Source organism: Pseudomonas duriflava (genome assembly GCF_007830155.1).
Lineage (GTDB): Bacteria > Pseudomonadota > Gammaproteobacteria > Pseudomonadales > Pseudomonadaceae > Chryseomonas > Chryseomonas duriflava.
The window spans coordinates 51,479-71,093 of sequence record NZ_VLKY01000003.1; the positions used below are offsets into that span (position 1 = coordinate 51,479).

Genomic DNA, 19,615 nt, shown 5'->3' on the forward strand with positions numbered 1-19,615 from the left:
AACAAACAGCCCGTGCGTAACTCGCTGAGATGAGGTGCCGTGATGGCCTTTGAAGCAATGTTCCAACCAATCCAGATCGGCAAGCTGACCATTCGCAACCGCGTACTCAGCACGGCGCACGCCGAGGTGTATGCCACTGACGGCGGTATGACGACCGAGCGCTATGTCAAATATTACGAGGAGAAGGCGAAGGGCGGTATCGGCCTTGCCATCTGCGGCGGTTCGTCGGTGGTCGCTATCGACAGCCCACAGCACTGGTGGAGTTCGGTAAACCTCTCCACCGACCGCATCATTCCGCATTTCCAGAATCTGGCTGATGCCATGCACAAGCACGGCGCCAAGATCATGATCCAGATTACCCACATGGGCCGCCGCTCCCGTTGGGATGGCGGCCACTGGCCAACGTTGATGTCGCCGTCCGGTATTCGCGAGCCTGTGCACCGCGCTACCTGTAAGACCATCGAGCCGGAGGAGATCTGGCGGGTGATTGGCAATTTTGCCCAGGCCGCACGCCGGGCGAAAGAGGGCGGACTGGATGGCGTCGAGCTGTCTGCCGTGCATCAGCACATGATCGACCAGTTCTGGTCGCCCCGCGTGAACAAGCGTACCGATGAATGGGGCGGCAGCTTTGAAAACCGCATGCGCTTTGGCCTGGAAGTGCTTAAGGCCGTGCGGGCCGAGGTAGGTGATGATTTCTGCGTAGGCATGCGTATCTGTGGTGATGAATTCCACCCGGACGGCCTTACCCATGACGATATGAAACAGATCGCCAAGTATTACAACGACACCGGCATGGTGGATTTTTTTGGCGTTATCGGCTCGGGTTGCGATACCCACAATACCCTGGCCAACGTGATTCCCAACATGACCTATCCGCCGGAGCCGTTCCTGCATTTGGCGGCGGGAATCAAGGAAGTCGTGAGCGTCCCTGTGCTGCACGCACAGAACATCAAGGACCCGAACCAGGCCACGCGTATCCTGGAAGGTGGCTATGTGGACATGGTCGGCATGACCCGCGCCCATATTGCCGATCCGCACCTGATCGCCAAGATCAAGATGGGGCAGGTGGACCAGATTCGCCAGTGCGTGGGTGCCAACTACTGTATCGACCGCCAGTATCAAGGTCTGGATGTGCTGTGCATCCAGAACGCTGCAACCAGTCGTGAATACATGGGGGTGCCGCACATCATTGAGAAATCCACCGGGCCCAAGCGCAAGGTGGTCATCGTGGGTGGCGGCCCGGCCGGAATGGAGGCGGCGCGCGTATCGGCCGAACGGGGACATGACGTGACCCTGTTCGAAAAGCAGGACCAACTGGGTGGTCAGATTACCCTGGCGTCCAAGGCGCCCCAGCGTGACCAGATCGCCGGTATTACCCGCTGGTATCAGCTTGAACTGGCCCGCTTGAATGTGGACCTGCGGCTGGGTACGGCGGCTGATCCTGACACCATCATGGATCTGCGGCCCGATATCGTTGTGCTGGCCAATGGCGGCCATCCGTTCCTGGAGCAGAACGAGCACTGGGGCGCGGCAGAGGGCCTTGTTGTCAGCAGCTGGGACATTCTTTCCGGCAAAGTCGAGCCGGGTAAGAACGTACTGGTCTACGACACCATCTGTGAATTCAGCGGCATGTCTGTAGCGGACTACCTGGCCGACAAGGGCGCGCAGGTGGAAATTGTCACTGACGACATCAAGCCGGGCGTGGCCATTGGTGGAACTACCTTCCCGACGTATTACCGCAGCCTTTACCCCAAGGAAGTGATCATGACCGGCGACCTGATGCTGGAAAAGGTTTACCCCGAGGGCGACAAGAAAATCGCCGTGCTGGAAAACGAATATACCGGCGCGAAGGAAGAGCGGGTGGTGGACCAGATCGTTATCGAGAACGGCGTACGCCCGGACGAGACGCTCTATTACGCGCTGAAGGAAGGTTCGCGCAACAAAGGCCAAGTTGATATCGAAGCCTTGTTTGCGATCCAGCCGCAACCAGTGCTGAGTGAGCAGGGTAATGGCTACTTACTGTTCCGTATCGGGGACTGCGTGGCGCAACGCAATACACACGCGGCGATTTATGACGCGCTGCGGCTGTGTAAGGACTTTTAACGCTACTGCAATGATAGGTGCTCAACCCCTCTTATTTACTACAGTGGCTACTGCGGGGAATAGAGGGGACAGAGCGCGTAGCCTGGCCGCAGACGTAACCCACCGAAAAGGCCCTAACCGGCTTGGTGGACTTAGCAAATGGTTAGTGGGTTACGCCTCGGCCAACCCACCCTACGAGGCTCCGGTATGTTGAATATCCTCCTCCCGATCCTGCTTTTCACTGCCTTGGCGCTGGCCGTGCTCGGTGCCTGCCGGCGCGTCATGCTGTGGCGGCAAGGGCGGCCTGCACAGGTCGACCTGATCCGGGGCCTGCTGGCCATGCCGCGGCGTTATCTGGTCGATCTCCACCATGTGGTCGAGCGCGACCGCTACATGTCCAAGACTCACGTTGCCACAGCGGGCGGATTCGTGGCGGCGGCCGTGCTGGCGGTGCTGGTCCATGGCTTTGGTTTGCAAAGCCGGATTCTCGGCTGGGCATTGCTGGCCGCTACCGCCTGTATGTTTGTGGGCGCGTTGTTTGTGGCCAAGCGGCGGCGTAATCCACCGGCGCGCCTGTCCAAAGGGCCCTGGATGCGCCTGCCTAAAAGCCTGCTGATGTTTTCCGCCAGCTTTTTTATCGCCACGCTACCGGTTGCCGGAATTCTTCCGGAAAACTTTGGCGGTTGGATACTGGCGGCAGTTCTGGCCGTGGGCGTTGCCTGGGGCGTGTCGGAATTGTTCTTTGGCATGACCTGGGGCGGCCCGATGAAGCACGCCTTTGCCGGTGCCCTGCATTTGGCCTTCCACCGTCGGCCCGAGCGCTTTCGCACGCCGTTCAATGCCAGCGCGGCGCGATCCAGTGGCTTGAAAGCGTTGGATCTGAATGATTCTTCTGCCCCGCTGGGCGTAGAAAAACCAAAAGACTTTACCTGGAATCAACTGCTCGGCTTTGACGCCTGCGTTCAGTGCGGCCGCTGCGAGGCCATGTGCCCTGCCTATGCGGCTGGCCAACCGCTCAATCCGAAAAAGCTGATCCAGGATATGGTTATCGGGATGGCGGGTGGCACCGACGCACGCTATTTCGGCTCGCCTTATCCCGGTAAACCGATTGGTGAGCACGGCGGCAATGCCCATTCGCCCATCGTGTCCTTTGAAGGCAAGGCACTGGTGGACGCCGAGACGCTATGGTCCTGCACGACCTGCCGGGCCTGCGTGGAAGAGTGCCCCATGATGATCGAGCACGTTGATGCCATCGTGGATATGCGCCGCCACCTAACCCTGGAGAAGGGGGCAACCCCAAACAAGGGCGCCGAGGTGCTGGACAACCTGATCGCTACCGATAACCCCAACGGTTTCAACCCCGTCAATCGTATGAACTGGGCGGCGGACCTGGATCTTCCCTTGATTGCCAGTAAGCAGCACGCGGACGTGTTGTTCTGGGTGGGCGACGGTGCCTTCGATATGCGTAACCAGCGTACGCTTAGAGCCTTTGTCAAAGTGCTCAAAGCGGCCAAGGTGGACTTTGCCGTGCTTGGCCTGGAAGAGCGTGACAGCGGTGACGTCGCACGTCGTCTGGGGGATGAGGCAACCTTCCAGCAACTGGCCAAACGCAACATTGCTACGCTGTCCCGCTACCGCTTCAAGCGTATCGTGACCTGCGATCCGCACAGTTTCCATGTGCTTAAAAATGAGTACGGCGCGCTGGGCGGCAAGTACACGGTCTTCCACCACAGCACCTTTCTGGCCGAGTTGATGGACAGCCAGGCGCTGAACGTAGGCCAGCACCCCCTTGCCTTCCAGCAGGGCGGTGGGCTGACCTATCACGACCCGTGCTACCTCGGCCGCTATAACGGCGAGTACGAGGCACCGCGTAAAGTGCTCAAAGCCATCGGGATCGAGGTCAAGGAAATGGAACGTGCCGGCTTTCGTGCCCGTTGCTGTGGCGGTGGAGGCGGTGCGCCGATTACTGATATCCCCGGTACGCAGCGGATTCCGGATATGCGAATGGCTGATATCAAGACGACGGGTGCCGAAGTAGTCGCTGTTGGCTGCCCGCAATGCACCGCCATGCTGGAAGGTGTAGTTGCGCCTCGCCCAGAGGTGAAAGACATTGCCGAATTAGTGGCCGAGGTATTGATTGAGACGCCGGTAGCGCCTGTAAAGCCGTCAGCTGCTCCCAAGCGTGAAGCAGTGGAGGTGTCATGACGAAGACACCTCACGGCCGTAGGGCGCATGGTGATACCCAGCACTTGTCCGTGCTGGGTATCACTCGGTTAGAGCCAGTCTGTACAACCACGCTATGCCCAGGAGCGGACCATGACTGACATTATCCGCCGCGATCCACGTGCCGAATGGATCGCTCGCAACCGGCTTCATCCACTGCATGCTGTGATGCAGGCGGCTCACACTGTTAAGGAAGCGCGTTGGATGGGGCCGAACGGCGTCATTCGCAAGAGTCCCCATGCGGCTCTTGGTTTTATCGGCCCTAATGGCATCCGTCGAATCGATCGCAGCGGTGCCCAGCAGGGCGGAACAACCCGTCGTCTTGGTCAAAGCCAGGAAACACAGCTGCCGTTGCATCGAGTCGACGAGCCGGCGTTCATTATTGCTGTAGTGCCCGACATGGTAGGTGGCCGCCTCTCCAGCCACGACCGTGATCTCCTGGGCCTCGCGCATCACCTGGCTGGTCAGGAAGGCGCGGTGTTGGCCGTGGTTTTCGGCGAGCACAAGGAAACTGGTTTCGACACCGCAGGGGTCGACCGCCTGCTGCAATTGAGCGGTCATGAATATGACGGATACTCACCTGAGCAACGCGTACTGGCCTTGCGGGCAGTGGAAAGCCAGTTTTTACCGCGTCACTGGCTGCTGCCGGATAGCCGTACCGGCGGCGGGGAATTGGGGCGTCGCCTGGCGGCCGCACTGCACGAACGGCCTGCAACACGTGTTTGGCAGGTGAAAGACGGTGTATGCATTGGACGGGCTGGCTCCGGCAGCGAAGACCTGACCCGTGCCGTGCCACGACTGATCCTGGCATCGGCCGAGTGTGCAGAGCCGGTCAGCGAGACGCGGCATGATGCGATTGAAGTCATGCTGGGCGAAGGTAATACCCTGCGCAGTCTGCCTCGGTTGGAAGATCTGGGGCCAGTGGCGGTCGATCCGGCCCTGATTCCCATGGCAGAGGCTGAGTTTATCCTGTCCGGCGGCAACGGCGTGCAGGACTGGGATCTGTTCCACCGCGCTGCACAGACGCTTGGCGCAACGGAAGGGGCCTCGCGCGTGGCGGTGGACGATGGGCACATGCCAAGGCACCGTCAGGTTGGAGCGACAGGTACCTGGGTAACGGCACGGGTATATCTGGCTATCGGTATCTCAGGCGCCGTACAGCATCTGCAAGGGATAGGCGCGTGCGACAAAGTGATTGCCGTCAACCTCAATGCGGGGTGCGACATGATCAAACGGGCGGACCTGTCGGTTATCGCCGATTCAAGTGCGGTACTGGAGGCGTTGATCCGTCTGGTTGAAGGGTATCGTGCCGGAGACTGGAAGGATGTGGCCTAGGGCTGGGAAGACGCAGCCCATACGAAGGGGATGAGGAGAACACCATGGCTGACGTTTCATTAGAGGTCATTACATTGGTTTCCGTAGGCGCTCATCCCACCTCGGGACGCGCCCGACGGGCCGAGCAGGACGCGCGTGCCGTCGAGCTGGGATTGCATCTCGCGGGCAACCGTCTGCAACTATTGCATGCCGGTAACCCTTATGAAGAAGCCTTACGGGGCTACCTGGGTATGGGTATTCCAGCGTTGCATGTACTGGAGCAGCCCAAGGGAGCTGATGCCCTGCCGGTTCTGGTCGACTATCTGCGGGAGGCATCGGTACAGGTTGTTCTTACCGGTACGCAGGCCGAAACGGGAGAAGGGTCCGGCATGCTGCCGTACCTGCTGGCTGAAGCCCTGGGCTGGCCTCTGGTCGTTGGGCTGGCCGAGGTAGAAACCATTGAAGGTGGCTCCGCTCAAGTCTTGCAGGCACTGCCACGAGGCCAGCGACGGCGGCTCAGGGTACGTCTGCCATTTGTGGCTAGTGTGGATAATGCCGCCCCGGTGGCGCGGCAGAGTGCTTTTGGCCCGGCGCGACGAGGACAGATCGAGGTGCAGGAGGTTGAGGTCGTCGATGACATTCTGTTGAGCGAGTCGACCTTACAGCCGTCCCGCCCGCGACCCAAGCGCCTTAAGGTCATCAAGGCCAAAACCGCAGCCGACCGTTTCCGCGCAGCGACGGCCAAGGCGTCTGGCGATGGTGGCCAGATTCTGCGTGATGTCACGCCTGAAGCGGGCGCCGAGGCAATCTTCAAACTTTTGCGTGAAGAGGGCGTCATTCGCTAGAGTTTTCCCAGGCTCGCGCCTGTTCGGCGAGCCTTTCTTCCTTCCGAGCCACTTAAATGGCCGCTTATCTCTTGTTTATTACCCTCCCAACCACTCACCCAGTATCTGGAGTGGTCAAAACTTTGCGTATCCTCCATAAAACCCCCAAAAACACCCCCAAATAATGTGCATTGACCTGTGGATAATCTGTTGGATAACTCTTCTACCCTAGTATTCATAAGGGTTTTATGGAGTTGGTTAAAAAATAGACAATTTTGGATGAGCCTTCTAACGCCTTAGCACCAAATGTTGTGGATAACTATGTGCGTAAGTTGTTCGAAATATGCTGTAAGTAGGACGGCATAAGGGCTGTAGGCAACTACTGTATTGTTGATCAGTGTTGACAGGCTTAAAAAATAGGAGCTAGGTCATCTGGTAAAGTCAATACGCTATACCTCACTTATCCACCGTGTCTTATCCTGTTTTTGGGTAAAAAGCTCTGATCAACCAGAGGATGAATTGTGGATAAGCTGTTTGCGAATGGAAAATAACAGGTGGAAACACGCGTTTACCTACGACGATACAAAGAGCTTATTGCGTACAAACAAAGCGTTTAGACCTAATACGCTTCGATCTTGAGTACTACCGCTGGCGGACACCCTTACTCTACAGGTGCACTTCTCACAAATTATGTGTGCGGGGTTGTGGATAGGGTGTTCGCTCTCTTCTGGAAGCCTTGCCTGACGTGCCCTTCAGAGTTTTGATCGTTTTTTGACCAATTCTATAAAGCCCTAACCACACTGTGCACAATTGCTGTGACTGCGCATGTGGATAGGGTGTTCATGCCTTGCTGGAGTCCAAGGCTGGCGGGCCCTCCAGAGCTTTGCTCATTTTTTGAACAGATTTTTAGGGCTATATAGCCGTTCAGCGCAACTCAACCTGTAGTACGTGCCCAGACTCTTTCAACTCAAATCGAGTTTCATCAAATGTGGCTTTACGCATGCGTAAGGGCGGATTGTTGCTATATCCATACTGTTCGGTAGGCATGCCAATGAAATTGGTATCCAGCTCACGATTGCCATTCACGTCTCTAATAACGGACAAGGCATAGGTACCAGGTTTCAAACTGGAAAAGACATGATGGACAGTTGTTGCAGTTACCGGCACATAGGCAGAGGCCACAAGCGGCCGGCTGGCCTCCCAGTGAGCAGCCGAATCGAATACTGCCACTAGCAACTCGCCGGTCGGCTCTTTTAATTGGGTAAAGTTTACTTCGAGGTCAGCCGCCTGGGCCTGGCCCAGCAGCCAGGCAGAGCCTATCAGTGATGCCAGAAAGCGTTTCATGCCTGCTCCGTTCAGCCAAAAAAGTAGGGTTGAACGATAGCGGTGATCCACGCGAACAGCCAGCGTACCGGTCGGGCTCTTTCAGGGTGTATGACACCGTGCTACGTCATACACCCTAAGCGACATCATAGTGAAAAGCGTTTGACCAGACCGTTGAGGTCGGCTGCCAGACGGGAGAGCTCCTGGGTAGCGGCCTGGGTTTGCTGGGCGCCCGTGGCCGTCTGTACCGACAAGTCTCGAATGCTGACCAGATTACGATCCACCTCACGGGCCACCTGCGCCTGCTCTTCAGAAGCACTGGCAATCAACAGGTTGCGGTCGTTGATACCTGCCACGTTTTCAGTAATAACTGATAGCGCCTGACCGGCAGCGTTGGCCTTGTCCAGCGTACTACGGGCACGTTCGGCGCTGGTCTGCAAGGCGTCTACCGTTTGGCCGGTGCCTTGTTGGATGCTACCGATCATGCTCTCGATTTCGCGGGTGGATTCACCGGTGCGATGGGCGAGGGCGCGAACCTCGTCGGCTACTACGGCAAAACCGCGACCAGCATCTCCAGCCCGGGCCGCTTCGATGGCGGCGTTCAAGGCCAGCAGGTTGGTCTGCTCGGCTACGGCGCGAATCACGTCCAGCATTTTGCTGATGTTCTGAGTCTGTGCGGCTAGGGCTTCGGCCCGCTGGGAGGCGCTCAGCACATCATGCGTCAGCGCCTGGATCGAGTCGATGGCATCGCTCAGCTGGATCCGACCCTGTTGAGCGGACTCGCTGGACACACGGGACGCTTCTGACGTAGACACGGCGTTTGTAGCGACATCCTCTACGGCAGCGGTCATCTCGTTCACGGCTGTAGCGGCCATTTCGATCTGGCCATTCTGACGTTGCAGACCGCGGCTGCTCTCCTCCATCACGGCGCTCATTTCTTCGGCCGAAGCAGACAACAGGTGGGCGGAATCACCGATCTGGCTGATGGTTTGGCGCAGGTTGTCCTGCATGCGGGTAAGCGACTGCAACATCTCAGTGGCTTCGTCGTCGCCTTCCAAGGTGATCCGATAGCTCAGGTCGCCCTGGGCAATCTGATCGGAAATACGCACCGCCTGACGAATCGGAGTCACGATGCTCTTAGTGAGTGTAAACGCTAGAATAATGGTTACTACCAGAGCAAGCAGGATGACGGCGATCACGATGACACGCGCCTTGGCATAGGTGTCTGCCGATAGCGTAGCCGCCTGCTGTGCTCCTTCCTGGTTGAACGTGCGCAGCGCTGCCAGCTTTTCGCCAAATACCGGGCCGAGCGAGGACAGCTTGGCATTGATGGGGCCCATGGCCGCATCCGATGGGTCACGTGCTAGGACGCGCTGCCGCTCCGCCAACACCTCGGCGTAGTGCTGAAAGGTTTCCTCAGCAGCTTTGTAGACCTGTCTTTCCTCTTCGGATGCGATCAGAGCCTCATATTTCTGCATACCCTGCTTGATTTCCTCTATAGAGGAGGCAATCAACATGTCACTCTTCTTGTGTGTCTCCGGGTCCTTGAATGCCAATTGACGCAGAGATTCGGTGCGGACGCGAGCAAAGCTGAGCGCCATGCCATCAGCCGTTGCCTGGCTGGCCATCCAATGGGTTTCGACCTCTTCCCCTGACCCTCGGATCACGGCCATTTGCGACAGGCTGAACAGCCCTAGTGCCACAAGTAGCAAGGCGACCAAGGCGAAAAACATTAAGGTTCGGTAAGCAATCCTTATTTTTCTTAACATGATGCTGTCCTGCAGAGAGTCATAAGCTGGCAAAAGAGCTGGGTTTAACCTTATATCTGCTTGGCGAAGAGATTCTTGAGGACGACCATCAGGTGCAATCATGCTGCGAGCAGGCTGGCTACGTCCTTGATAAAGAATCGAAGGAGTGGCCAAAAGCTTGTGCTAGACAGCGCGGGAGGAAGCGGCCCTGCAGTGTGCAGAGCCGTTTTAGGGAGTTACAGCGAAAAGCGACGGACCAGACCGTTCAGATCAACTGACAAGCGCGTAAGCTCTTGAGTAGCGGCGCTGGTCTGCTGGGCGCCTGTGGCGGTCTGTACCGACAGGTCACGAATGCTGACCAGGTTGCGATCCACCTCACGGGCTACCTGCGCCTGCTGCTCGGAGGCGCTGGCGATGAGCAGGTTGCGGTCGTTGATGTCAGCTACGTTCAAGGTGATAGTCGATAGCGCCTCGCCGGCGGCATTGGCTTTTTCCAGGGTGCTACGGGCACGCTCAGCGCTTTTTTGTAGCGCATCCACAGTCTGGCCGGTGCCCTGTTGAATACTACCGATCATGCCCTCGATCTCGCGGGTAGATTCGCCGGTGCGATGGGCGAGGGCGCGAACCTCGTCAGCCACCACGGCAAAACCGCGGCCAGCCTCACCGGCGCGAGCGGCCTCGATAGCCGCGTTGAGTGCCAGCAGGTTGGTCTGCTCGGCCACAGCACGGATCACGTCCAGTACCTTACTGATGTTACGAGTCTGCTCGGCCAACTCTTCGGCGCTTTGAGAGGCACCCAAGACCTCGCTAGTCAACGCTTCGATTGAAGTGATTGCATCGCTGAGTTGTGTACGGCCTTCTTGAGCGGATTGGCTGGATGCTTGAGATGCTTCAGAGGTGTTTACGGCGTTGCTGGCTACATCCTCAACAGCGGCAGTCATTTCATTCACGGCCGTGGCAGCCAATTCGATCTGATCGTTCTGCCGCTGCAAGCCGCGAGTGCTTTCTTCCATCACGGCGCTCATTTCTTCGGCAGACGCCGACAGTTGCTGCGCCGAGTCGCTGATCTGGCCGATGGTGGAACGGAGGTTTGTTTGCATGCTGGACAAGGCATTGAGCAAATCGGTAGCTTCGTCCCGGCCTTCAATAGTGATGCTACGGCTCAGGTCACCTGCTGCAATACGCTTGGCCACGTCCACGGCCTGCCCGATAGGTTTTACAATACTGGTCGTCAGCAGAAATGCCAGGATCAGGGTGGCCGCCAAAGCCATGAAAATGATCGCAAAAATGACAATGCGTGCCTGGCTGTAGCTGTCGGCCGCCTGTTGGCTGGCCTCAGCGGCATCTTCCTCGTTATAGGACTGCAGGAGCAGGTTCTGCTCGTTGACCTTGATGCCCAAGGGGGCCAGGAAGGTATTAATGACCTTTGACGCCTCCTCCGTGTTGTTTTGAGCGATCAGCGCTTGGACGTTTCCAAGAATCTCCATGTACTGTGTGAAGGTCGCTTCGAGAGTACCAACAATTTCCTTTTCTCGAGGATCGGACATCAAGCCGTCGTAGTCGCGGAATTTCTGCTTTATTTGATTGGCCAAGCTAGCGATCAGGTCGTTGCTCTTGGCTTGTACGCTTTCGTCGTCATTGGCAACCAGTCGCAGCACCTCGACGCGAATACGGGTGATGCTAAGCGCGATTTCATCGGCCGTGGCCAGGCTGGGCATAGAATCAGACTCGATAACCTGACCGGCGCGGCGAATGTCTGCCATTTGCAGGAGGTTGAAACCGCCCAGTGCAATCAGTAGCAGGGCGACAATGCCAAAGCACAGCAGCGTGCGTTGGGAAATCTTGAGGGTTCTAAACATCGACTTAATCCTAGGAAATAAGGGAAACACGACAGACGTCGCTACCGCTCTGCTAGGTGCAGCAGGAAGAATATCGGGAAGACAAGCGAGATCTGAAGACCATGTATCGATCTTTTACGGAGCGTCAAAAAGGTGTTGTCTTGTCAGGGCAAACGCAGTTGGTGACGTGTTGCAACGGAAGGAACTCTGGCGTCATCAGACGCCAGAGAAGGCTTTAGGGCTAAGGCTAAGTCTTAAACGATAAACCGCTTGACCAAGCTGCTAAGGTCCGTGGCCAAGCGGGACACTTCTTGAGTGGCGGCGCTGGTCTGTTGAGCACCGGTCGCCGTCTGCACGGAAAGGTCGCGAATACTGACCAGGTTGCGGTCCACTTCGCGGGCCACTTGCGCCTGCTGCTCCGACGCACTGGCAATCAACAGGTTACGGTCGTTGATACCTGCCACGCTTTCAGTAATGACCGACAGCGCCTGACCGGCAGCGTTGGCCTTGTCCAGCGTGCTACGGGCACGCTCGGCGCTGGTCTGCAAGGCGTCTACCGTTTGGCCGGTGCCTTGTTGGATACTATCGATCATGCTTTCGATTTCACGAGTGGATTCACCGGTGCGATGGGCGAGGGCGCGAACCTCGTCAGCCACCACGGCAAAACCGCGACCAGCATCTCCAGCCCGGGCCGCTTCGATGGCGGCATTCAAGGCCAGCAGGTTGGTCTGCTCGGCTACAGCGCGAATCACGTCCAGCACCTTGCTGATGTTCTGGGTTTGGGTCGCCAGGGCTTCGGCTTGCTGAGAAGCGCCCAGCACGTCGCTGGTCAGGGCTTGAATAGAGGAAATCGCCTCGCTGAGTTGGGATTGGCCCTGCGCAGCGGACTGGCTGGCTGCCAGAGAAGCCTGAGAGGTTGAGACGGCATTCGTAGCGACATCTTCCACCGCGGCGGTCATCTCGTTCACGGCCGTGGCCGCCTGCTCGATTTCGTCGTTCTGGCGTTGCAAGCCACGCGTACTTTCGTCCATCACGGCATTCATTTCTTCCGCCGCGCTGGAGAGCTGATGGGCGGAATCATTGATCTGACCAATCGTAGAGCGCAGGTTATCTTGCATTGTAGACAGAGCAACGAGCAATTCGGCTGCCTCATCCTGGCCTTTTACCGAAATGGCTCGGCTCAGGTCGCCACCAGCGATACGTTTGGCGACTTCAACAGCCTGGCGAATGGGGTTAACGATACTGCCTGTCATGATCCAGGCCAGTACAGCGGTAATCACCAGCGCTACCAGGATTACCAGAACCGAGACCCATCGTACATGCTCATACAGCGAGCTAGCCACGGCGCCGGATTTAGCCGCTTCGTCGATGTTGTATTGCTGCATTTTTAACAGGCTGTCGGCTAGGTTACGGCCTGCAGCAATCTGCGTATTTACTACAAACTGAGCTGCCTGTTCGGTTTGCTGCTGGGCTACTAACCGTTGAATGGTTGCAACGCCCGTCATGTAGTCCCGGTAACGGGCATGGGCGTCGTTAAAGACCTGGCGGTCTTCCTCGAGAAAAATGGTTTTCTCATAGGCTACCAGTTCGGCTTGTACCTGGGCGTCCAGCTTTTCGACCAGAGCGTTCGAGGTCCGCTGGATAGCCGGATCGTTAGTGGTAATGAGGCGCAGGGTTTCAAGGCGAATGGTGCCAACGTTAATGGCGATCTTGTCGGCACTGGCCAGCCCGGGTAGCCAGCTGTTCTCTATTTCAGTACCTGCCTTGCGAATATCGGACAACTGCAGCAGGTTGAATGTACCCAACGCCATCAGGAGCGCGGCGATGACACCGAAACATAGCAGGGTTCGATGAGCGATCTTTAAGTTTCTCACAGAGAGTTCTCTTGATAGGCACGCTACGTACAGCACGCCCATGCAGTGAAATAGGGAGGAGGTTCGTACAGGCTGTATCGGAGCGGCTTGCTATTTCTGGAGGTTAAAAAGATCAGTAGCTGCTGTTAAGTTGCAACAAAAGATGAATCGATTCATCACTAACAGATGAAAGCTTTATAAACGGCGAGGTGGGAGAGGACGACAGGCTGCCAGGCCGTAAATGGCCAGTGCGATTACGCAGATTAAGGTAAACGTCATCCGAAGGCTCCTGGGGAGCCGCCTGCCTGAATATCTTTGGCAAGCGGCCAGGGCATAGAAGTGGATTGGTTTAGTCGATACCCACCTGACGCAAGTGCGGCACCGGCTGTTCTTCACCCAGGTTGGCTAGCAGGCGCTCGCTGTACCAGTCGATAAAGTTGATCACGCCAAACTCATAGGTCTGTGAGTAAGGGCCGGGCTGGTAAGCCTTGGAGTTGATCCCGCGCTGGTTTTCCTCGGCCAGGATGCGATCCTGCTGGTTGGTGGCGTCCCATACCTTGCGCAGGTTTTCCACATCGTAGTCGACACCTTCCACCGCATCCTTATGAACGATCCACTTGGTGGTGACCAGCGTTTGTTGAGCGCTGATCGGCCAAACGGTAAAGACGATCAGGTGATCGCCCATGGCATGGTTCCAGGAATGCGGCAGGTGCAGGATTCTCATAGAGCCCAACTCGGGGTTCTTGATGCGGCCCATCAGCTTTTTGCAGCCGGGCTTGCCGTCCATGGTCATTGACGCGGTGCCCTTGAGCAGGGGCATACGGACGATACGGTTACGCAGACCGAAACTGGCATGGGCATAAGGAATCTGTTCGGCCTCCCAAGCGGCGGCGCTTTCCGCTACATGATCCTTGAAAGCCTGATTGGCGCGGGGATCGGTTACGTCGTCCCATTCCAGCAAGGTCTTGAGCAGCTCTGGGTGCGAACCGTTGCAGTGGTAGCACTCGCGGTTGTTTTCCAGGACGAGCTTCCAGTTAGCCGCCTCCATAAGGTCGGTGCGTGCCGCGACCTTGGTATTTTCCATGTCGTACGGCTCCATGTAATGGTCGAGAGTACGCAGAAACTCGTCAATGGCAGGCGGCTCGTCGGCCAGGGAAATAAAGATGTAGCCGCCAGCAGTTTTCACGTGAACAGGCTTCAGATTGAAGTCAGCCATGTTGAAATCGGCACCCATCTCGGTGCCAGCAAACAACAGGCGGCCGTCTAGTTCGTAGGTCCATTGGTGATAAGGACAAACCAGCTTGGCAACCTTGCCTTTTTCAGTAACACACAGCCGCGAGCCGCGGTGCCGGCACACGTTATGAAAGGCATGCACCTTACCTTCAGCGCCACGCACTACAAGAATAGGGTTCTCACCTATCTGTAGCGTAAGGAAGTTGCCCTTGGCAGGGATCTCGCAGGTCATTCCGGCAATCAGCCATTCTTTTCCGAAAATTTCCTGCATGTCGATCTGGAACAGACGCTCATCGTTATAGAACGGCTGTGGCATCGAGTAGGTGCGCTCGCGGGTGCGCAGCATCTCGGCGGTGGCCTTGCGGGCCGGGTCCAGCGGATCGCCCAGACTCAAAGTATAGGTGACGTCCATGGTAGTCCTCATGCGGCGGCTCGAAGGCACGCCGGCGAAATAGGTGGCTGATACGGTTGTAACGCAAGGCGATGCGGACAGGACAGCACACTTCAGCAGGCCGGGTGCCGATGCTCCAGTCTTGCAAGCGGATACCCTGTCACGCGCGATCCCTTATGGTTCGGCGGGCTCAGTGTGAAACCGCTCAAGATCGAGGCCTTATCCATGGACGACATGGCCGCATCATTTCCCGACGCGGCAATGCCCATGTCTGCTGGGCTGGTCGCTGTAAGCATGTCGATGTCGTTGATAGGTAAATGATGACGAAAGGCCCTCTCCAAAATCGCACCCATTACCGCCTGATTTACCGGCGGGCATCCCACGCATGAGGCCATGTGCATGAACAGCTTCCTCAACCCGGTTACCACCCAGACCTGGACCAATGGTCGCCATGCGGTACGCTGTGTAAAGGTGATTCAGGAAACCTGGGACGTGCGGACGTTCTGCTTTATGGCCGATGTCCCGCTGATGTACTTTTTCAAGCCCGGCCAGTTCGTGACGCTGGAGCTGGATATCGACGGGCAGCAGGTCATGCGGTCATATACGATCTCAAGCTCGCCGTCAGTGCCCTACAGCTTTTCGATCACGGTCAAGCGCGTGCCGGGCGGTAAGGTTTCCAACTGGCTGCACGACAACTTGCGTGAAGGCCAGGAACTGGCGGTCCATGGCCCGGTGGGCCTGTTCAATGCCATTGACTACCCGGCTGACAAGGTCTTGCTGCTGTCCGGCGGAGTAGGGATTACACCGGTCATGTCCATGGCCCGCTGGTTCTACGATACCAATGCCAATGTGGATATGGTGTTTGTTCACAGTGCCCGTACGCCTAAGGACATCATCTACCACCGCGAGCTGGAGCACATGGCTTCGCGGGTAACAAATTTCTCGCTGCATCTGGTCTGTGAACGGCAGGACCTGGGCGAAAGCTGGGCAGGCTATCGCGGCTTCTTTGATCGCCGCATGCTGGAACTGATGGCCCCTGACTTCCGCGAGCGCGAAGTTTTCTGCTGCGGTCCGACGCCTTACATGAATGCGGTGAAGACCATGTTGCGCGAGATGGGCTATGACATGGCGCGTTACCACGAAGAATCCTTTGGCGCGACACCGGCCGATATCAAGGAAGAGGTCATCGAGCAGGCGGGGCTGGCCGCTGACACCCCGCCAGTACCCTTGGCTGACCAGTGCGAAGTCATGTTTACCGGCAGCGGCATGAGCGTGCGTGTCGGGCCTGGTGAGACCGTACACGGTGCGGCAGCCAAGCTGGGCCTGCACATTCCCAAGGCTTGCGGCATGGGCATCTGCGGCACCTGCAAGGTACTCAAGACACGCGGCACAGTGGCTATGGAGCATAACGGCGGTATTACGGAAGAAGACGAAGCCGAAGGCTATATTCTGTCCTGTTGCAGCGTGCCGCAGGGCGACGTGGAGATCGACTTCTGATCAACCCTCCAGCATCTGCCGGATCTTGGCGGCAAGCCCTTCGATGGAGAAGGGCTTAGTAAGCATTTCCATGCCGGGGCCGAGAAAGTCCTGGCGGACCACTGCCTGACCGGCATAGCCGGTAATCAACAGTATCTTGAGATTTGGTCGATATTCGCGTGCCTTTTCGGCCAGTTGCCGACCGTTCATGCCTGGCAGGCCGACATCCGTGACTAGCAGGTCCAGCGGTGTATCGGACTCCAATACCGGCAGGGCTGCTTTCGCTTCGACAGCCTCCTGTACCCGATAGCCCAACTCCTTGAGCACTTCGATAATCACGGAGCGGACGCCATTTTCATCCTCCACCACCAGAATGGATTCGCCGGTGCCTGCTGCCAGAACGGCAGGCGTTTCGGCGGTTGTTGGTATCTCGGTTGGTATGAGCGGATGGCTGGGCATGTACAGCCTGACCTGCGTCCCTTGGCCTACTTTGGAGTCGATCACGACATGCCCGCCCATCTGGCTGGCGAACCCATGAATCATCGACAGCCCCAGTCCAGAGCCTTGTCCGATAGGTTTGGTAGTGAAGAACGGATCAAAAACCTTTTCCACTACCTCTGGCGGCATGCCTGTGCCCGTGTCACTAACGGACAGCACTACATAAGGCCCCGGCTTCAAGTCTTTCTGAGGCGTATGGAGTGTGACATTTTCCGTCTCGATCGTAAGTTGGCCACCGTGGGGCATGGCGTCTCGGGCATTGATACATAAATTCAGCAGCGCATTTTCCAGCTGGTTGGCGTCGGTCTTGGCCGGGAGCAGGGCAGCGCTGAGGTGAGTGTTAAGCGTAATGTTCTCACCCAGGGTGCGACGTAACAGCTCCTCCATACCCGCGACGAGTTGATTGATATCCACAGGGCGTAAGTCCAGGGATTGTCGGCGGCCAAACGCCAGCAGGCGCTGGATCAGGGCGGCGGCGCGCTGGGCCGATGTCGTCGCCAGCGTGGCGTAACGGTCAATACCCTCGTATTGAGCGGCATGGATACGGCGCTGCATCAAATCGAGTGCGCCGATAATGCCGGTCAGCAGGTTGTTGAAGTCATGGGCTATACCGCCGGTGAGATGGCCGACTGCCTCCATCTTCTGGCTTTGCCGCAGTAGCTCTTGCGCCTCAGCCAGGTGTGCCTGGGCACGCAGCCGCTCGGTCACATCAAGGCAAGATTGTAGGGCACCGATGACCGCTCCGGTGTGGTCACGCAGCAAGCTATAGCGTCGCTCGTAGTCGCGTCGCTCGCCGTGTGCGTCAGTGAGCGACTCTATGATCGCGAATTCCTCGCCAGCCAGGGCACGCGTCCAGAACGCCTGAACTTCGGCCTGCATTTGGGGGTGCTGGGCCAGCAGATCCAACAGATTGTGCCCTTTGCGCGGCCACTGGCCGAAGCGACGTTTAAACTCATGGGCATAGGCACGATTGACCGCTAGCAACGTAAAGTGTGGGTCGACGGCGGCAATCATGGTATCTGCCGTTTCGAAAATATCTGCCCAGAGCGCACGCTCCTCCAGTACTTCGGCCACGCGCCGCTCAAGGTTCAGGTTAAGATCCTGCAAGGCCTGTTCAGCCTCGTGTTCGGCCGTTACATCACGGGTAATGCCGATCAGCCGTATACGGCCATCGGCATCTACTACGCGACGCCCTTTGAGAATGACCCACAGGGTACGCCCCGTCCGGTGGCCTACGCAGCGGCACTTGATCTCGACTCGACCCTTTTTCTGCCCCAGGATGGCTGCCTGCATGGCCGCCCGTACGCGGGCGCGATCGTCCGGATGAACCACGGCCAGCAGGCCGTCGGGGTAGAGCTGCTGCTCACTCTTCTCGACCTCCACCAACTCGTGGATAAGCGCATCCCAATGCAGGGTCCCGCTGACGGCATCAATATCCCATACGCCGGTTCGAGCGCCGTCCAGGGCCAGCCGCAGGCGTAACTCAGCCTCCCGCAGGCGTTCGGCCGACTGCCGCAGTTCAGTGATGTCGAGGACAGTACCGATTAGCCGAATCGGTACACCGTTCTTGAAAAAGGCGCGGCCCTTGATCGTCAACCAGCGTTCGCGCACGCCGTGGGTGGTGCGATAGTCCGTTTCGAAGCTGGCAGGCCCTGCGGGGTCCAGCGCCTGCTGCACAATATGATGAACCCTGTCCCGCTCATCGGGATGAACCGAGTCAAGAAACGTCTCATAGGTCACCGGATCCTCCGGCCCTACACCGCTCAGTTCGCGGCAGCGCTCGTCCCACATCAACCAGCCATTCTGAGGGCGATAGTCATACGTACCCAGTTGGGCCGCTGACGTTGCCAGCCGCAGACGGTCCTCGCTGTCCCGCAGTTGGCACTCCACTGCTCGCAGGTCCGAAAGGTCTACCATGGCACCTACAATCCGGGTTGCCTGGCCGTGTTCGTCACGGATGATATAGCCACGGTCGAGCACATCGGCATAAGTGCCGTCGCGGCGCAGGAATCGGTAGCTGTCGCTCCATACCGGAGCAGTGCTGGCGACAGCAGCCTGAAGCGAATGCTCGATACGGAGCCGGTCGTCCGGATGAATATGCTCGATCCACCAGTCGCCCTGAGGTTCGATTTCCGTTAGGCGGTAGCCATAGGCCAGGGTCATGGCCTCGTTCCAATCAATATGATCGGTCAGCAGATCCCGATCCCAGATCGCATCGTTGGTGGCCCGGTTGGACAGTTGCAGGCGTTCGGCCACATCCTGCGTTTTCAGGTCGGCCAGGTGGCGCGCCGTTTGATCACGCAGAATTTTCATGAACCCGATGACCTCACCCTGTTCGTTACGCAGCGGCATCATCTCGCCGTTCGCCCAGAAGCGGGTGCCATCCTTACGCATCAGCCAGCGGTCATTTGAAACGCGTCCGCGCTCAAGCGCCATCTGCATTTCGAACGCCGGCCGGCTCTGGGCGATATCTTCCGGGGTAAAGCAGCGTTCCAGCGGGCTGCCCAGCATGTCTTCTGCCGTCCAGCCGAAAAGTTTGCAGGCACCCTTATTCCAGGCCGTGATCCGGCTGTGGGGGTCCAGGGCAAGAATGGCGTAATCAACTGCGCTTTCGCAGATCAGACGCCACAGGGCGTCATCGCCAGAGCGCATGGCAGGGCTGGGGTCGAGCGAAGCAATCGTCTCGTTCATGGCGCGCCGCCTCGGTGTGCGTATGGGCGGCCATCAAGGGCGATAGAAGGCCGTCGCTTCGAGCACAAGCTGTCGTAATGATTCATTAGAGCCACTAAATGGCAATCTGCTCACTCAAAAA

General features: G+C 57.7%; 13 protein-coding genes and 3 pseudogenes. 6 read left to right on the forward strand and 10 right to left on the reverse strand.

Features of this window, described 5'->3' with window-relative positions:
- The first annotated feature begins 42 nt into the window (after positions 1-42).
- The 5 genes from dgcA to etfB all read left to right on the forward strand — a co-directional run bounded on the left by dgcA (position 43) and on the right by etfB (position 6,464).
- Complete coding sequence (dgcA, locus tag IQ22_RS04755; RefSeq protein WP_145138894.1) at positions 43-2,103, forward strand: dimethylglycine demethylation protein DgcA; 2,061 nt, start codon at positions 43-45, stop codon at positions 2,101-2,103.
- A 186-nt stretch (positions 2,104-2,289) separates the two neighbouring features.
- Positions 2,290-4,287: a dimethylglycine demethylation protein DgcB gene (dgcB, locus tag IQ22_RS04760; protein ID WP_145138897.1), complete on the forward strand. Its 1,998-nt coding sequence runs from the start codon at positions 2,290-2,292 to the stop codon at positions 4,285-4,287.
- Complete coding sequence (locus IQ22_RS23820; protein ID WP_280177083.1) at positions 4,284-4,406, forward strand: hypothetical protein; 123 nt, start codon at positions 4,284-4,286, stop codon at positions 4,404-4,406. The genes dgcB and IQ22_RS23820 overlap by 4 nt, the downstream gene beginning before the upstream one ends.
- Entirely contained in the window at positions 4,399-5,640 is a 1,242-nt protein-coding gene (gene etfA, locus IQ22_RS04765; RefSeq protein ID WP_145138900.1) for an electron transfer flavoprotein subunit alpha, read from the forward strand. Before IQ22_RS23820 ends, etfA begins: the two co-directional genes overlap by 8 nt.
- 44 nt (positions 5,641-5,684) lie before the next feature.
- Entirely contained in the window at positions 5,685-6,464 is a 780-nt protein-coding gene (gene etfB / locus IQ22_RS04770) for an electron transfer flavoprotein subunit beta (protein ID WP_145138903.1), read from the forward strand.
- Positions 6,465-7,367: 903 nt separating this feature from the next.
- Here the strand turns inward: etfB and IQ22_RS04775 are convergent.
- The 9 genes and pseudogenes from IQ22_RS04775 to IQ22_RS04800 all read right to left on the reverse strand — a co-directional run bounded on the left by IQ22_RS04775 (position 7,368) and on the right by IQ22_RS04800 (position 15,230).
- Complete coding sequence (locus IQ22_RS04775; RefSeq protein ID WP_145138906.1) at positions 7,368-7,787, reverse strand: DUF2141 domain-containing protein; 420 nt, start codon at positions 7,785-7,787, stop codon at positions 7,368-7,370.
- 125 nt (positions 7,788-7,912) lie between these two features.
- The gene (locus tag IQ22_RS24045) at positions 7,913-8,776 is read right to left on the reverse strand and encodes a methyl-accepting chemotaxis protein (RefSeq protein WP_425298844.1); all 864 of its coding nucleotides are present in this window, start codon (positions 8,774-8,776) and stop codon (positions 7,913-7,915) included.
- Positions 8,768-9,637, reverse strand: a pseudogene (locus tag IQ22_RS24050) (MCP four helix bundle domain-containing protein); the annotation flags it as partial. The pseudogene IQ22_RS24050 and the gene IQ22_RS24045, both read right to left, overlap by 9 nt.
- A gap of 113 nt (positions 9,638-9,750) precedes the next feature.
- Positions 9,751-10,614, reverse strand: a complete 864-nt coding sequence (locus IQ22_RS24285) for a methyl-accepting chemotaxis protein (protein ID WP_483247334.1) — start codon at positions 10,612-10,614, stop codon at positions 9,751-9,753.
- A pseudogene (locus IQ22_RS24290) lies at positions 10,609-11,373 on the reverse strand (MCP four helix bundle domain-containing protein); the annotation flags it as partial. The gene IQ22_RS24285 and the pseudogene IQ22_RS24290, both read right to left, overlap by 6 nt.
- A 233-nt stretch (positions 11,374-11,606) precedes the next feature.
- Positions 11,607-12,695: a methyl-accepting chemotaxis protein gene (locus tag IQ22_RS04790; RefSeq protein WP_425298845.1), complete on the reverse strand. Its 1,089-nt coding sequence runs from the start codon at positions 12,693-12,695 to the stop codon at positions 11,607-11,609.
- A pseudogene (locus IQ22_RS24055) lies at positions 12,693-13,268 on the reverse strand (MCP four helix bundle domain-containing protein); the annotation flags it as partial. The gene IQ22_RS04790 and the pseudogene IQ22_RS24055, both read right to left, overlap by 3 nt.
- 286 nt (positions 13,269-13,554) lie before the next feature.
- Entirely contained in the window at positions 13,555-14,850 is a 1,296-nt protein-coding gene (gbcA, locus tag IQ22_RS04795; RefSeq protein ID WP_145138919.1) for a glycine-betaine demethylase subunit GbcA, read from the reverse strand.
- A gap of 92 nt (positions 14,851-14,942) precedes the next feature.
- On the reverse strand, positions 14,943-15,230 hold the full coding sequence (locus IQ22_RS04800; RefSeq protein ID WP_145138922.1) for a hypothetical protein: 288 nt from the start codon (positions 15,228-15,230) through the stop codon (positions 14,943-14,945).
- Between IQ22_RS04800 and IQ22_RS04805 the strand changes: the two genes are divergently transcribed.
- Complete coding sequence (locus tag IQ22_RS04805; protein ID WP_145138925.1) at positions 15,229-16,326, forward strand: FAD-binding oxidoreductase; 1,098 nt, start codon at positions 15,229-15,231, stop codon at positions 16,324-16,326. The two genes, IQ22_RS04800 and IQ22_RS04805, sit on opposite strands and share 2 nt — an antisense overlap.
- On the opposite strand, the gene IQ22_RS04810 is transcribed toward IQ22_RS04805, so the two are convergent.
- Positions 16,327-19,494, reverse strand: a complete 3,168-nt coding sequence (locus tag IQ22_RS04810; protein ID WP_145138928.1) for a PAS domain S-box protein — start codon at positions 19,492-19,494, stop codon at positions 16,327-16,329.
- Positions 19,495-19,615: the final 121 nt, after the last annotated feature.